This window comes from Amycolatopsis pretoriensis (genome assembly GCF_900107925.1).
GTDB classification, from domain to species: Bacteria; Actinomycetota; Actinomycetes; order Mycobacteriales; family Pseudonocardiaceae; genus Amycolatopsis; species Amycolatopsis pretoriensis.
Genome location: NZ_FNUJ01000004.1, coordinates 411,284 through 425,434 on the forward strand (window position 1 = coordinate 411,284; position 14,151 = coordinate 425,434).

Below are 14,151 nucleotides of genomic sequence, written 5' to 3' on the forward strand. Positions count from 1 at the left end.
GTGACCTCGGTCAAGCGACGAGGTCGTCCCAGCGGACCAGGACCGCCGTGGCCAGGACGCCGGCCGCGATGATCTTGATCAGGACCGCTCCCGTGGTCAGCCCGCTCACCGATGCGAAGTCCAGCAGCACGCTCGCCACGAACGCCGCTGCCAGCACCTTCGCGCCCCAGCGCCGCTTGAAGCCCAGCGCGACCACCGCGGCCAGCTGGATCGCCGTCGCGAACACCGAGAGCACGAACCACGGCGAGGGGTCGGGGTCGCTCGTCAGCACCCTGACCTCGGCGACCAGGAGCACCAGCGTGCCCAGGCCGAAGACGGCCAGCATCACCGGCAGGAAGACCCGGCCGGCTCCGACGGGGGTGGCGCGATCGGGCACACGGCGACGGGGCACGGCGACCCTCCGCTCGACTCGGGAACCTCCACCGTGCCCGACCGCGCGGCGGGCACCCACCGTGCTTTTGCCGACATAGGGTTCGCCGTATGACCGACAAGCCCCTGCGCTGGGGAATCATGGGGACCGGCGGCATCGCCGGGGCCTTCGCGGAAGACCTGAAGCTGACGGACTCCGGCGTCGTCGCGGCCGTCGGTTCGCGCACGGCCGAGAGCGCCGAGCGGTTCGCGGACGCCCGGGGCGTTCCGACCCGCCACGGCAGCTACGAAGCCCTCGCGAACGACCCGGACGTAGACGTCGTCTACGTCGCCACGCCGCACCCCATGCACCACGGCAACGCGCGCCTCGCCCTCGAAGCCGGCAAGCCCGTGCTCGTCGAGAAGCCGTTCACCATGAACGCCGAAGAGGCGCGAGACCTCGTCGCGCTGGCGAAGGAACGCGACCTGTTCCTCATGGAAGCGATGTGGACGCGCTTCCTGCCGCACGTCCGGCACATCCGCGAGCTGCTGCCGAGCCTCGGCGACGTCGTCACGGTCTCCGCCGACCACGGGCAGTGGTTCGCCGAAGACTCCGAGTTCCGGCTCTTCGCGCCCGAACTCGGCGGTGGCGCCCTGCTCGACCTGGGGATCTACCCCGTCTCCTTCGCCTCGATGGTCCTCGGCGAGCCCGACCGCGTCGCTGCCATGGCGACCCCCGCCTTCACCGGCGTCGACGCGCAGATGTCGATGCTGTTCGGCTACCCGGGCGGCGCACAGGCCGTGCTGAACTGCACGTTGAGCGCCGTTTCGCCGACCACCGCGGTCATCGTCGGCACGGACGCGCGCATCGAGGTCGACGGGCCCTTCTACGCTCCCGCGTCCTTCACACTCATCCCGCGCGAAGGCGAGCGGGTCCGGTACGAGTACGTCGACGAGGGCCGTGGCCTGCGGCATCAGGCCGACGAAGTCGCGCGGCGGCTGGCGGCCGGCGAGACCGAGAGCCCGCTCATGCCGCTCGCCGAGACCGTTTCGATCATGACGATCATGGACCGGGTACTCAGCGCGGTTGAGTAGTGCTACGGATCCGCTGGTGGGCCGTTGTGGGCGACTCTGTCCGGTATGACCACCGAAGCAGATGTGCTCCTCCGGCTCGCCGGCGAGATCGACGACTTGGGGCGTCGTCTCGCCGTGGTGGGCTCCGAACTCCGTTCCGTGCGCGCCGAGCAGCCGAAAGCTGCTGAGCAGCCGAAAGCCGCCGAGCAGCCGCAGCAGGCCGTGCCGCCCCAGCCGCAACCCCAGCCCTGGCCCCAGCCGCCGCCGCAGATGCCGCCGCCGTGGCCGCAGAACCCCTGGCAGCCGCCTCGGCAGCACTACGTCCCGCCGCCGTCGCCCTACCCGCCGCCTCCGCCGCGCCCGACGCTCGGCGAAAAGCTCGGCAAGGAAGGCGCCGGCAGCCGCGTCCTGGCCTGGGTCGGTGGCGCCGTCACGCTGCTCGGTGTCGTCCTGCTGCTCGTGCTGGCCGTCCAGCGGGGCTGGCTCGGGCCGCTGCCGCGCGTGCTCGTCGGCGCCGCCTTCGGACTCGCGCTGACCGGGGCCGGCGTCTGGCTGCACCGCAAGCCGGCCGGCCGCACCGGCGCCTTCGCGCTCGCCTGGACCGGTATCGCGACGCTCTACCTCGACGTCGTCGCCGCGACGTCGCTGTACGACTTCCTGCCGGTCCTCGCCGGGCTCGCGGCCGGCCTGGCGGTCGCCGCCGGCGGGCTGCTCGTCGCCGTGCGCTGGGAGTCGCCGCTGCTGGCTTCCGTCGTCGTGCTCGGGTGCGCGGTCTGCGCGCCGATGATCACCGGCGGCTTCACCCCCGAGCTCGTCGCTTTCCTGCTGATGGTCCAGCTCGCGACGGTGCCCGCGCAGCTGCGCCGCGACTGGTCGTCCCTGACGCTCGCCGCCGGCGTGCCGCCGCTGTTCGCCTCCGTCGTCAGTACCGCGGTGGTGCACAGCAGCTGGGCGAACACCGGCGCGGCGCTGGGCGCGGGGCTCGTCGGCGTCACGCTCGCGCTCATCGTCCTGCGCCGCCGCGAGAACGACCCCGCCGCGCTTTCCCTGCTGGCGACGGCGATCCTGCCGACGCTGGTCGCAGCCGTGCTGCTGCCGAAGGCCCAGGCCGTGCCCGTCGCGGCCGGTGCCGGGGTGGTCCTCCTGGCCGGGTGGGCGGCGCGCCGCTGGTGGCCGGGCCTCGCGGGGCAGCTGGCCGGGCTCGCCGGGCTGCTGGCGATCCTGCAGGCGACCGTCACGCAGTTCGACGGCCCGGCGCGCGCCGGCGTGCTGCTCGGTGAGGCGCTGCTGCTCGTCGTGGCCGCGCTGGGCGGACGCAACAAGCTCGCTCTGGCCGCCGCGCTCGGCTTCGCGACGATCGGTGGCGTGATCGGCGTGTTCTTCGACGTCACCCCGGCTTTGCTGATGGTGCACCGGATCCGCCCGACCGGAGACGTCGCCGGCGCGCTCGCGGTCGCCGCGCTGCTGCTCGCCGTTTCGGTCGCGCTGCCGTGGGCGTCGCTGCGCCTGGCGGTCTTCCGCGGGCCGGTCGACGACCTGCCGATCTGGCTGATTGCCGGGGTTTCCGCCCTCTACGGCGCCGCCGGCGTCGTGCTGTGCGGGTCGCTGCTGGCCGTCCCCGGCCGCATCGGCTTCCTGCTCGGCCACGCGCTGATCACGGTGTCGTGGACGATCGCGGCGCTCGTGCTGCTCCTGCGCGGCATCGACGTCGTCGCGCTGCGCGTGATCGGGCTCGTCCTGGTCGGCGCCGCCGTGCTCAAGCTGGTGCTGTTCGACCTGGCGACGCTGGACGGCCTCGCGCGCGTCGGCGCGTTCCTCGGCGCGGGGTTGGTGCTGCTCGCGGCCGGGACGCGGTACGCGCGGCGGGTCGCTTCGCGCTGACGGGGCGGCCCGCACCGCGAAGTGCACGTATCGTTTTCCCGTGGCCGAACACACCGGCGAGAGCCGCAACGAGCAGCTGACGCGCAACGTCGGCGAGCTGCTGCAGGAGCTGCGCGTCGCCCAGGCGGGCGTGCAGATCCTCTTCGGCTTCCTGCTCTCCGTCGTGTTCACCGACCGCTTCCACGACGCCAGCGGCTTCGAAAAGTCGCTGCACCTGTCCGCGGTCGCGCTCGCGGTGGCCGCGACCGCGTTGCTGACCGCGCCCGCGGCGTGGCACCGGCTGCTCTTCCGGACCGGGAGCCGGGAACGGATCCTGACGGTCGGCAACCGGCTCGTCCTGGTCGGCCTCGTCTGTCTGGCCCTCGCGATCACGTCGACCGTCGCGCTGATCGCCAAGGTGGTCTACGGCGGGATCGCGATGGTCATCATGGCCGCGCTGTGCCTGCTGATCTTCGGGGTCCTCTGGTTCGTCATGCCGTTCCGGCTGAACCCGTCCGAACCCGATCAGCCGACGGGACCGCCCAAGTAGAGCGTGTCCTCCTGGACGAAGCAGAGCGGGTTGCCGAAGGGGTCGTCGGCGTAGAAGGACCGTTCGCCCCAGAACTGCGTCTCGATCGCGTCGTCGATCCAGCGCGGACCGGCGCCGCGCACGCGCTCGAACGTCGCCTCGACGTCGTCGACCGCCAGGTAGACGATCCGCGGGTCCTTGCGCGGCCGCGGCTCGCGGTGTTCGAGCGGCGCCTCGACGCACGCGAGCACCACGCCACCGCAGGTGAAGTAGTGCCGGTTGACCGCGATCCGCTCGCCGGGGTCGCCGAGGACGGCGGCGTAGAAGGCGACCGCGACCTCGATGTCGTCGACGGGCTGGATGAGCCGGAAGACCCGCATGCGCGCACAGTACCGCTGTTCATCCCGTGTTCGGCGGCAGTTGCCGGGGCCGTCGGGCGGCGGCCGTAGCTTCCCGCCCGTGACTGACACCTCTCGCCGGACCTTTCTCCTCGGTGCCCCGGCCGTCGCCGCCGCGGCGACCCTGCCGAGCGTCCTCGGTGCGCCCGCCGCCCAAGCCCAGGGCCGGCACCGCCCGGACGCCGAAGATCCGCGCTTCACGCTCGTGGTCATGCCGGACACCCAGTACCTGTTCGACGAGGACCGCGGGGACGCGGCCCCGCTGGACGCCTCGCTGCGGTACGTCCTCGACGAGGCCGACGACAACGTTGTCTTCCTCGCCCACCTCGGCGATCTCACGCAGAACGGCCGCGCGGACGAGTTCGCCCGGATCAGCAAGTCGTTCCAGGCCCTCGACCGCCGCCGGTTCCCGTACAGCACCCTCGCGGGCAACCACGACATCGACGGCTCGAAGGACGACCAGCGCGGCCCGTCGCCGTACCTGGACGCGTTCGGCCCGCAGCGCCAGCGCAACTCGCCGACGTTCCGCGGTGCCTCGAAGGACGGCTACAACACCTTCCACGTCTTCCGCGGCGGCGGCCGGGACTGGCTGCTGCTCGCGCTGGACTGGCGGCCCTCGGCCGGCGGGCTGAACTGGGCGAAGCAGGTCCTCGCGCAGCACCCGACGCTGCCCGCGATCCTCACCGTCCACGAGCTCGTCTGGGCCGGCGACGACCACCAGGCGCAGTTCTCGACGTTCGGGGAGATGGTCTGGAAGGAGCTGGTCGACGGCAACGACCAGATCTTCCTGACGTTGAACGGCCACTACTGGCCGACCGGCCGCACGGTCCGCAAGAACGCAGCCGGGCACGACGTCCACGTCCACCTCGCCAACTACCAGGACCGCTACTACGGCGGCGGCGCGATGGTCCGGCTCTACCAGTTCGACCTCGCGCGGGGCGTGGTCGACGTCCGGACGATCTCGCCGTGGCTCGCCGCGCAGGACCACCTGTCCGAACTGCAGCGGATCGAGGTCGAACGCAGCGGCGCCGCCGACTACTTCAGCTTGGAGATCGACTTCGCCGAGCGCTTCGGTGGCTTCGCGCCGGTGCCGGTGCCGCCGGGACGTCCGGCGAAGCAGCAGCTGGTGCCGGGCACGGTCGCCTACTGGCGCTTCGAGGACGGCCAGGACGGCAAGCCGGTGCCCGCCGACGTCGTCGTGCGCGACCAGAGCGGGCGCGGCAACGACCTCACCCGCGTCACCGCGCCCGGCAGCGGGCCGGACGCGTTGAAGTTCTCGAGCGAGTTCTCGCCGCGGCAGCCGTCGCGGGCGAGCCTGCGGTTCGACGGCGGCCGCGACCCGAGCCGCGGCGCCTACCTGCGCACGGTCGACGCGGCGCCGATGAACAAGCTGAAGTTCGAACGCGGCTACACCGTCGAAGCGTTCTTCCGGCTGCCGGCGGACTTCAAGGACGGCCACCACGGCTGGTGCGGCCTGTTCGCCCGCGAGGGCAGCGGCGCGGCCGCGGGCAAGACCGGCGACGACCCGAAGGAATCGGCCGCCACACTGTCCCTTTCGGACGGTGGCGAGCTGCAGTGGGCGGTGTTCCCGCTGAACCAGGACCGCATCTCGACGAACTGGGGCCACGAACTGCCGGTCGGGAAGTGGTGGCACGTCGCGGTGGTCAACGACGGGCGGCGCACGATCGTCTACGTCGACGGCTGCCCGGTGGTGCGGAACCCGGCCACGCCGGCGGTCGGATTGGCGAACCCGGGCGGCTCATGGCTGGTCGGAGCGTCGTCGTACGACGGGAAGGTGGACCGGAGCTTCGCCGGGTCGCTGGGGGACGTGCGGGTGGTCGACCGGCCGCTGAACCCGCGCGAATTCATGCTGGGCTGAGGCCCTTGACAGCGGGTGGACAATAAAAAATCGACGTGCCTTCCGAATAAAACAGGGAGGCCCATCGATTGTTCCGCCAGTCTAACCGCTGTGAGGGGAAATTGTCAAATCAGGGGTACGACGAGGAATTGCGGGCCGAGCGCGCGTACGTCGACGGGCTGTACGCGCGCCTGGACCGCGAACGTGACGAGGCGCGCGTCCGTTACCGCCGCGCTCTCGGGGAACCGGGGACCACGTTGGTGGAGCGGGACGCGGACGTGCGCGTCCGGGCGCGCGAGACGGTCCGGCTGAACGTCGCCGACAACGGGCTCTGCTTCGGCCGGCTGGACGCCCTTTCGGGCGAAACCAGCTACATCGGCCGGATCGGTCTCTTCGACGGCGAAAACGACTACGAACCGCTTCTGCTGGATTGGCGGGCGCCGGCGGCGCGCCCGTTCTACGTCGCCACCGCGGCGACGCCGGAAAACACGCGCCGCCGTCGCCAGTTCCACACGATGGGGCGAAAGGTCGTCGAATTCACCGATGAGGTGCTCGGCCGGCCGGGAGACGACGAGCGCGGGGACGCGGCGTTGCTGGCCGCCGTCAACGCTCCGCGCGGCGAAGGCATGCGGGACATCGTCGCGACGATCCAGGCCGAGCAGGACGAGATCATCCGGCTCGGCCACGCGGGCGTGCTCGTCGTCGAGGGCGGGCCGGGCACCGGGAAGACCGCCGTCGCGCTGCACCGCGTCGCGTACCTGCTCTACACGCGGCGCGAGCGGATGTCGCGCAGCGGCGTGCTGGTGGTCGGGCCGAGCCCGCTGTTCCTGGACCACATCGGCCGGGTGCTGCCGTCGCTCGGCGAGTCCGACGTCGTCTTCCTGACCACCGGCGACCTCGTCCCGGGGCTGCGCGCGACCGCCGAAGACGCGCCGGAAGCGGCGCGGCTCAAGGGTTCGCTGAAGATCCTCGACGTGCTGAAGGCGGCGGTCGCCGACCGGCAGCAGGTGCCCGACGAGCCGGTGCCGGTCGAGCTGGCGGACGTCACGGTCGACCTCGACGCCGAGGTCGCGGACGAGGCCCGGCTCGAAGCGCGCCGGTCCGGGCTGCCGCACAACGAGGCCCGCGCGGTCTTCCGCGAGCACGTCGTGACGGCGCTCGCCGAGCGGGCCGCCGCGCGCGTCGGCGAGGGCTGGCTGACCAGCGAAGATCGTGGGGCGTGGGCCGAGCTGCGTGCCGACGTCCTCGACGAGCTGGCCGCGCACGAAGGCCTCGACGCCGCGTTGGCCGCGCTGTGGCCGGAGCTGACGCCGGAAACGTTGCTGGCGCCGCTGTACATGTCGCCGCGCCGGCTGGCGGCCGCCGGGGCCGACCCGGTGCTGTTCCGCCGCGACGGCGCGGCGTGGACGGTCTCCGACGTGCCGCTGCTCGACGAGCTGGTCGACCTGCTCGGCCACGACGCCACCGCCGAACGCGCCGCGGCCCGCCGGCGGGCGGAGGAGGACGCCGAATACGCCGAAGGCGTCATGGACCTGATCAAGCTCGACCGCGAGGAGCTGGACGAGGACCTCGGCCTGGTCGCCACCGACCTGCTGTACGCCGAAGACCTGGCCGGCCGGTTCGTCGAGCGCGACACGCGTGACCTCGCCGAACGCGCGGCCGCCGACCGCGACTGGACGTACGGGCACGTCGTCGTCGACGAGGCGCAGGAACTGTCCGAAATGGACTGGCGGGTGCTGATGCGGCGGTGCCCGAGCCGGTCGTTCACGATCGTCGGCGACCTCGCACAGCGGCGCAGCCCGGCCGGGGCGGCGGCGTGGGGGCCGGTGCTGGCGCCGTACGTCGCCGACCGGTGGGTGTACCGGGAGCTGACGGTCAACTACCGGACCCCGGCGGAGATCATGACCGTCGCCGGCGCGCTGCTCGCGGAGTTCGCGCCGGACGCGCGGCCGCCGGAATCGGTGCGCGCGTGCGGGATCCGGCCGTGGGCACGGCGAATCGCCGATGGCGAACTGCGCGACGCCATCGACGAATTCAACCGCGCCGAAGCCGGGCGCGAAGGAACCAGCGTCGTCATCGGCCCGCCGGGCGTGCCCGGCGCGGTCGCGCCATCGGCGGCCAAAGGCCTCGAGTTCGACGCCGTCCTCGTCGTCGAGCCGGCGCGGATCCTGGCCGGAGGCGCCCGCGGCGCGGCCGAGCTGTACGTCGCGCTCACCCGCGCCACGCAGCGCCTCGGTGTGCTGCACCGGGATCCGCTCCCGCCGGTGCTGGCCGGGCTCGCCGAAGCGGGCACGCCCGTGCGCGCCGGGCACCGGCGGTTCCTGTAGCCGCCCGGGGATGGCGGGTGGGATCCGTCATCCCCGCACGGGCTACGCCGTGAGCCGGCCCCAGGCGTAGTTCTGCTTGGCCAGCTTGAGGTAGACGAACAGCTCGGTCCCGGACACGCCGTCGATCTTGCGGATCTCCTCGCCCAGCACTTCGAGCATGTGGTCGTCGTCCCGGCAGACGAGTTCGGCCAGCAGGTCGTAGCGCCCGGCGCAGAGCACGACGTAGTGCACGTGCGCGAGCTCGGAAAGCTTGTCCGCCACCTCGCGCGGATCAGCGCCGTCGACGCTGATCCCGACCATCGCCTGGCGCGTCAGATCGACGTTGACCGGGTCGGTCACCGCCACGATCTGCATGAGGTCGTCGCGCAGCAGCCGCTGCACGCGCTGGCGGACGGCTCCCTCCGAAAGCCCCACCGCCTTCGCGAGCGCGGTGAACGACGCGCGGCCGTCCTGCTGCAGCAGGGCGATGAGCGATCTGTCCGTGTTGTCCAGTCCGCGCGCACGTGAATCGTCACCCATGCCGTCCCTCCCTGTGTTTCGGCATGTGATTTGTCAAGTGCGCAGCGTATCGAGACCTGACCAGAAAGCGAGACCCCTGCGGCAGCTTCACGCGATCCGGCGCCAGGATCGTGATTTGCCGAGGATTCGGTGGCTGAGGGGGAAATTCACGAGTCATTCCGAGGCGGTTTTGTGCGTCCGCGCACAGCTGGACGCGCTCGCCGGGCCACGGCGGGTAGCGTCTGGCGGCTCTGCCGTCTCCCGCAACCCCAGGAGGACCAACGCAATGACCGTGGCACTCGCCCCCGCCGTCCCGGAAAAGGGACTGCGCGGCGGCGCGCTGGGCATGGTGTCGTCGATGGTCATCGGGATGTCGTCGACCGCGCCGGCGTACTCGATCGCGGCCACGCTGGGCCTGATCGTGCTGGCCGGCACCGGCTTCAAGGCGGCCGCGTTCGTGCTGCTCTCGTTCGTCCCGGTGCTGTTCGTCGCCGTCGCGTTCCGGGAGCTGAACACCGCGGAACCCGACTGCGGCACCAACTTCACGTGGGCGGCCCGCGCGTTCGGCGCGCACGCGGGGTGGTTCACCGGCTGGGTCGTCACGGTCGCCCAGCTGCTGGTGATGAGCAGCCAGTCCGCGCTGACCGGCCGCTACACGCTGCTGCTGTTCGGCGCGTCCGGCGCGGCGGGCAACCGGTGGGTCACCACGGCGATCGGTGCCGCGTGGCTGCTGGCGCTGTGCTGGCTCTGCTACCGCGGGATCGAGGTGTCGGCGCGGGCGCAATGGATCCTGCTTGGCGTCGAACTCGTGGTCCTGGTGCTCTTCTCGGTCGTCGCGCTCGTCCGCGTCTTCGACGGCACGGCCGGGCCGCAGGCGTCGGTGCCGCGGCTGGACTGGCTGTGGCCGGGCGGGGTCGGCGCGGGGACGGCGGTTTCGGCGGTGCTGCTGGCCGTTTTCATCTACTGGGGCTGGGAAAGCTCGTTGTCGGTCAACGAAGAGTCCGCCGATCCGCGGCACGCGCCCGGCCGCGCCGCCGTGCTCTCGACCGTGTTGCTGGTGCTGAACTACCTGCTCGTCACGGTCGCGGCGCTCGCCTTCGCCGGCGTCGGCACCGAGGGGATCGGTCTGGGCAACGAGGCCAACTCCGACGACGTCCTCGCCGGCCTCGGCGGCGCGGTGTTCGGCGACGGCGCGGGCGGGAAGCTGCTGGGCGTGCTGCTGATCGTGTCGGTGCTCACCAGCGGCGCGGCCACCAGCCAGGCGACGATCATGCCGGCGGCGCGCACGACGTTGTCGATGGCCAGCCACGGCGCGCTGCCTCGCGTTTTCGGGCGGGTGCACCCGAAGTACCGGACGCCGTCGGTGGCCACCTGGGCGTTCGGGCTCGTGTCGCTGGCGGTGTACGTCCTCCTGGCGCTGGTCAGCGACAACGTGCTGTCGGACTCGGTCGACGCGGTCGGGCTGACCATCGCGATCGAGTACACGATGACGGCGCTGGCCTGCGTCTGGGTGTTCCGCCGCACGCTTTTCGCGAGCGTGCGCAATTTCGTGCTGCGCGGGCTGTTGCCGTTCGTGGGCGGGGTGTTCTTCCTGGCCGTCCTGGTGTTCGCGCTGGTGGAGTACGCGAAGCCGGACGCGGGCGAGACGACGGTGTTCGGCATCGGCGGGGTCGCGGTGATCGGCGTGGTGTCGATCGTGCTCGGCGTGCCGCTGATGTTCGCCGTGCACCGCGCGTGCCGCGACTTCTTCGCCGGCCGCCGGTTGCCGCGCGGGGTCGTGCGGCGCGACGGCGACGTGATCGAGCCGGTCTAGAACCAGGTGGTCAACGCGGTCGCCGGCGAGCCTTCGCCCGCCCACGCGATGACGCCGTCGGGGCGCAGCAGCAGCGGGCCGGTGTTCGTCACGCGAACGACGTCGACCCGCGGTTCGGTCATCTGTTCCGTGGTCAGCAGGAGGCCGCGGCCGGTGCGGGTGTGCTCGTGCAGCCGGGACGGATGGCCGTGCTCATCGACGATTTCGAAGTCCGGGCAGTGCTGACCGACCGGCTTCGTTGCGGGGTAAGGGAAGTCGTAGCGGGTGTTGACCCCCGACAGGAGGTCCGCGAAGTATTTGTTCGCTTCGGGCAGGTCCATCAGCTCCGCGACGATCTCGCGCAGCGCGTCGACGTGCGGGCCGGGTGCCAGCAGTGCTGACTGGGCGCGCGTGTTGCGTAGCACCGCTTCGCCCGCCGGGTGCCTTTCGCGCGTGTACGTGTCGAGGAACGCTTCGGGCTTGTCGCCGCGCACGACGGCGCCGAGCTTCCAACCGAGGTTGGCCGCGTCGAGCAGCCCGAGGTTGAGCCCCTGGCCGCCGCTGGGCGAGTGCACGTGCGCCGCGTCACCGGCCAGGAGGACGCGCCCGCGGCGGTAGTCGTCGACCTGACGGGCCTGGTCGCCGAACCGCCGTTCCTCGCGGAACTCCTCCACGACGACGTCCGCGCCGGTGATCCTGCGGATGCTCGCGGCGAAGTCCGCCGGGGTGACCGGTTCCGGGTTCGACGCGGGTTCGGTGATCCCGACCATGCTGCCGCCGTGCAGGAAGGCGCCCCCGGCGTACCGCCCGGGCGGCGGGACGGTCCCGGCGAACCGCGCCTGCCCGGCGACCGTGCGCAGCAACGCCGGCGTGCCGGGGAAGGCGAAGCCGGCCAGCTTCCGGACCGTGCTGCGGCCGCCGTCGCAGCCGACGACGTACTTCGCGCGCCACGTCTGGCCGGCGGTCACGGCGACTCCGTCCACATCGGACTCCAGTGCGGTGACCGGTTGTCCGCGCAGCACCCGGACGCCTTCGGCGTGCTTCGCGAGGACGCGTTCCAGCTCCGGCTGCCAGATGTTCGTCCGCGGGCGGTCTTCGCGGGGCTCGATCTTGAAGATGCTCGCGAAGTGGCCGCGGGTGGTGCCGTGGTCGCGAGTGAGGTCCTTCGTGCCTTCGACGTCGGCTTCGGCGAGCTGGGCGCCGAGGCCGCGTCGCCAGAGCGCTTCGGTCGCCAGCGCGCCCAGGCCGCGGGCTTTCGGCTCTTCGGACGGTGTTTCCAGCCGTTCCAGGACCAGCGGTTCGGCGCCGGCCAGCTTGAGTTCGGCCGCCAGGAACAGGCCTACCGGGCCCGCTCCCACGACGATCACATCGGCATCCATGTGTCCCCCTTAACTTGTTAAGGACTAGGATGGCCTTAACAAGTTAAGGCGTCAAGGAGGAGCATGTCGCTGGACGTCGACGGCGCGGTGCGCGTCGCGCTTCGCCTGCTCGAAGCCGAGGGGCTGGACAAGCTGACCGTCCGGCGGCTGGCCACCGAGCTGGGCGTCAAGGCACCCGCGTTGTACTGGCACTTCCGCAGCAAGCGCGCGCTGCTCGACCACATGACGGACGCGATCGTCGCGCCGGTCGTGGCCGGCCTGCCGGCGTCGGGGCCGTGGCTCGAGTGGCTCGAAGACGCGGGCTTCGCGCTGCACACGGCGTTGCTCGCGCACCGGGACGGCGCTCGCGTCGCGCTGGGCGCGGACCTCACCGTGGCCCGCGCGCTCGGCGAGCTCGCCGAGCGCGCGGTCGGGGTGCTGCACGAGGCGGGCTTCCCGCTCGGCGAGGCGACCCGCGCGGCCGGGGTGCTGGTGCACTTCGTGCTGGGCCGGGCCGTCGAAGCCCAGACGCGGCCGTCGCCCGCGGAAGAGGCGGCGATGCTCGCGTCCGGTTCGTTCCCGTTTCCGCTGATGGCGCGGGGCCTGCGGGAACGCGCGGGATCAACGGTCGAGGACGACTTCCGGTACGCGCTGGGCGTGCTGCTCGCGGGGCTCGCCGCGGTCAGCCCAAGTCGCGGCGGCTGAGGTCCTCCTCGGTCTCGCGGCGCACGAGCAGCGTCGCGACGCCGTCCTTCACGCCGACCAGCGGCGGCCGGCCGACCTGGTTGTAGTTCGACGCCAGCGAGTGGTGGTACGCGCCGGTGCACGGGACGGCCAAGAGGTCGCCGGCGTGCAGGTCGGCGGGCAGGCTGATGCCGTCGGCGAGGACGTCGCCGGATTCGCAGTGCCGGCCGACGACGGTCATCGGGACGCGCTTTTCCTTGGAGCGGCGGCCGATCAGGCGTGTCGTGTAGCGGGCACCGTAGAGCGACGGGCGGGCGTTGTCGCTCATGCCGCCGTCGACCGCGACGAACGTGCGGCTGCCGCGTTTGACCGCGCAGACGCGGTACACGGTGATCCCGGCGGGCCCGACGATCGCCCGGCCCGGCTCGATCGTCAGGCGGGGCATCGGGAAGCCGTGGGCCGCGCACTCGTAGGCGAGGGCGACGCGCAGCCGGCGCGAGTAGCCGCCGAGGTCGAACGCGGGTTCGCCGCCGACGTACGGCACCGCGTGCCCGCCGCCGAGGTCGAGTTCCCGCAGCGTGACGCCGTGGGTGTGGCGGAGCCGGACGAGCACTTCGGCCATCCGCCGCGCGGCGGCTTCGTACCGGTCGATCCTGGTCACTTGGGAGCCGATGTGGCAATGCAGGCCTACGAGTCGCAACCCGGGTTGCGCTTTTATGGCTTCGGTCGCGGCGTCGACGTTGTCGGGGACGCCGTCGAGGAGCGAGAAGCCGAACTTCTGGCCTTCGGTGCCGGTGCTGATGGCCTGGTGGGCCCCGGCCGGGACGCCTGGTGTCACGCGGATCATCACCTGCTGCCCGCAGTGCGCGAGCGCGCCGAGCTGTGCGATCTCGTCGAGCGAGTCGACGACGATCCGACGGACGCCGTACTCGAGAGCCGCCTTCAGGTCTTCAGGCGTCTTCGCGTTGCCGTGCAGCAGCATGCGCTCCGCGGGGAAGCCGACAGCGCGCGCGACGGCGATCTCGCCCGCGGAGCACGTGTCGAGCGACAACCCCTCTTCGGCGACCCAACGCAGTACGGACCGCGTACACAGCGCCTTGCTCGCGTACGCGACTTCGACGTCCGGCAGCGCTTCGCGGTACTCGCGGGCGGTGTCGCGGACCTGCTGCTCGTCGAGGAGGTAGGACGGCGTCCCGAAGCGGGCCGCGAGGTGGCTGACCTTCGCGCCGGCGAAGAGGAGCTCGCCGTCTTCGCCGAGTCGAGTGCTTCGCGGCCAGACTCCTGGCTCGAGGTGATCGGCGGCTTCGCAGCCGAGGCTGGGAAGAAGCTCGCTGAGCGTCACGGGTGCCTCCGGGCATCACGGCGGATCGGACTCGGTCAGGACACCGCTGTTCGTGCTGCCGGTGGTCGCCCGTGAATGCCGTC

The 14,151-nt window shown here is 72.0% G+C and carries 12 protein-coding genes; 7 read left to right on the forward strand and 5 right to left on the reverse strand.

All coding sequences use genetic code 11. The annotated features are described in order from the left end of the window. Nucleotides 1-10 precede the first annotated feature (10 nt). On the reverse strand, nt 11-391 hold the full coding sequence (locus tag BLV96_RS19480; RefSeq protein ID WP_143050998.1) for a hypothetical protein: 381 nt from the start codon (nt 389-391) through the stop codon (nt 11-13). Between the two features lie 89 nt (nt 392-480). Between BLV96_RS19480 and BLV96_RS19485 the strand changes: the two genes are divergently transcribed. The 3 genes from BLV96_RS19485 to BLV96_RS19495 are packed head-to-tail and all read left to right on the forward strand — an operon-like array spanning nt 481 to nt 3,832. Then, nucleotides 481-1,443 carry a Gfo/Idh/MocA family protein gene (locus BLV96_RS19485; protein WP_086677241.1) on the forward strand — a complete coding sequence of 321 codons (963 nt, stop codon included), beginning with the start codon at nt 481-483 and terminating at the stop codon, nt 1,441-1,443. A gap of 45 nt (nt 1,444-1,488) precedes the next feature. Then, nucleotides 1,489-3,303, forward strand: a complete 1,815-nt coding sequence (locus BLV96_RS19490) for a DUF2339 domain-containing protein (RefSeq protein ID WP_086677242.1) — start codon at nt 1,489-1,491, stop codon at nt 3,301-3,303. Nucleotides 3,304-3,343: 40 nt separating this feature from the next. Next, on the forward strand, nt 3,344-3,832 hold the full coding sequence (locus BLV96_RS19495; RefSeq protein WP_086677243.1) for a DUF6328 family protein: 489 nt from the start codon (nt 3,344-3,346) through the stop codon (nt 3,830-3,832). On the opposite strand, the gene BLV96_RS19500 is transcribed toward BLV96_RS19495, so the two are convergent. Next, nucleotides 3,808-4,191 carry a VOC family protein gene (locus BLV96_RS19500; RefSeq protein WP_086677244.1) on the reverse strand — a complete coding sequence of 128 codons (384 nt, stop codon included), beginning with the start codon at nt 4,189-4,191 and terminating at the stop codon, nt 3,808-3,810. The genes BLV96_RS19495 and BLV96_RS19500 overlap by 25 nt on opposite strands. A 79-nt stretch (nt 4,192-4,270) precedes the next feature. Here BLV96_RS19500 and BLV96_RS19505 point away from each other — a divergent pair, with 79 nt between their 5' ends. Both BLV96_RS19505 and helR read left to right on the forward strand, forming a co-directional pair. Then, a complete protein-coding gene (locus BLV96_RS19505; protein WP_086677245.1) occupies nt 4,271-6,088 on the forward strand; it encodes a laminin G domain-containing metallophosphoesterase family protein in 1,818 nt (605 codons plus the stop codon). Between the two features lie 101 nt (nt 6,089-6,189). After that, complete coding sequence (gene helR / locus BLV96_RS19510; protein ID WP_086677246.1) at nt 6,190-8,394, forward strand: RNA polymerase recycling motor ATPase HelR; 2,205 nt, start codon at nt 6,190-6,192, stop codon at nt 8,392-8,394. Between the two features lie 42 nt (nt 8,395-8,436). Here the strand turns inward: helR and BLV96_RS19515 are convergent, their stop codons facing one another. Beyond that, nucleotides 8,437-8,913: an Lrp/AsnC family transcriptional regulator gene (locus BLV96_RS19515; RefSeq protein ID WP_086677247.1), complete on the reverse strand. Its 477-nt coding sequence runs from the start codon at nt 8,911-8,913 to the stop codon at nt 8,437-8,439. Nucleotides 8,914-9,178: 265 nt separating this feature from the next. Here BLV96_RS19515 and BLV96_RS19520 point away from each other — a divergent pair, with 265 nt between their 5' ends. After that, on the forward strand, nt 9,179-10,705 hold the full coding sequence (locus tag BLV96_RS19520; protein WP_086677248.1) for an APC family permease: 1,527 nt from the start codon (nt 9,179-9,181) through the stop codon (nt 10,703-10,705). On the opposite strand, the gene BLV96_RS19525 is transcribed toward BLV96_RS19520, so the two are convergent. After that, the gene (locus BLV96_RS19525; RefSeq protein WP_086677249.1) at nt 10,702-12,063 is read right to left on the reverse strand and encodes an FAD-dependent monooxygenase; all 1,362 of its coding nucleotides are present in this window, start codon (nt 12,061-12,063) and stop codon (nt 10,702-10,704) included. The genes BLV96_RS19520 and BLV96_RS19525 overlap by 4 nt on opposite strands. 63 nt (nt 12,064-12,126) lie before the next feature. On the opposite strand from BLV96_RS19525, the gene BLV96_RS19530 reads away from it, so the two are divergent. Beyond that, entirely contained in the window at nt 12,127-12,747 is a 621-nt protein-coding gene (locus BLV96_RS19530; protein ID WP_086677250.1) for a TetR/AcrR family transcriptional regulator C-terminal domain-containing protein, read from the forward strand. Here the strand turns inward: BLV96_RS19530 and lysA are convergent. After that, on the reverse strand, nt 12,725-14,068 hold the full coding sequence (gene lysA, locus BLV96_RS19535; RefSeq protein ID WP_086677251.1) for a diaminopimelate decarboxylase: 1,344 nt from the start codon (nt 14,066-14,068) through the stop codon (nt 12,725-12,727). The two genes, BLV96_RS19530 and lysA, sit on opposite strands and share 23 nt — an antisense overlap. Between the last annotated feature and the right edge of the window lie 83 nt (nt 14,069-14,151).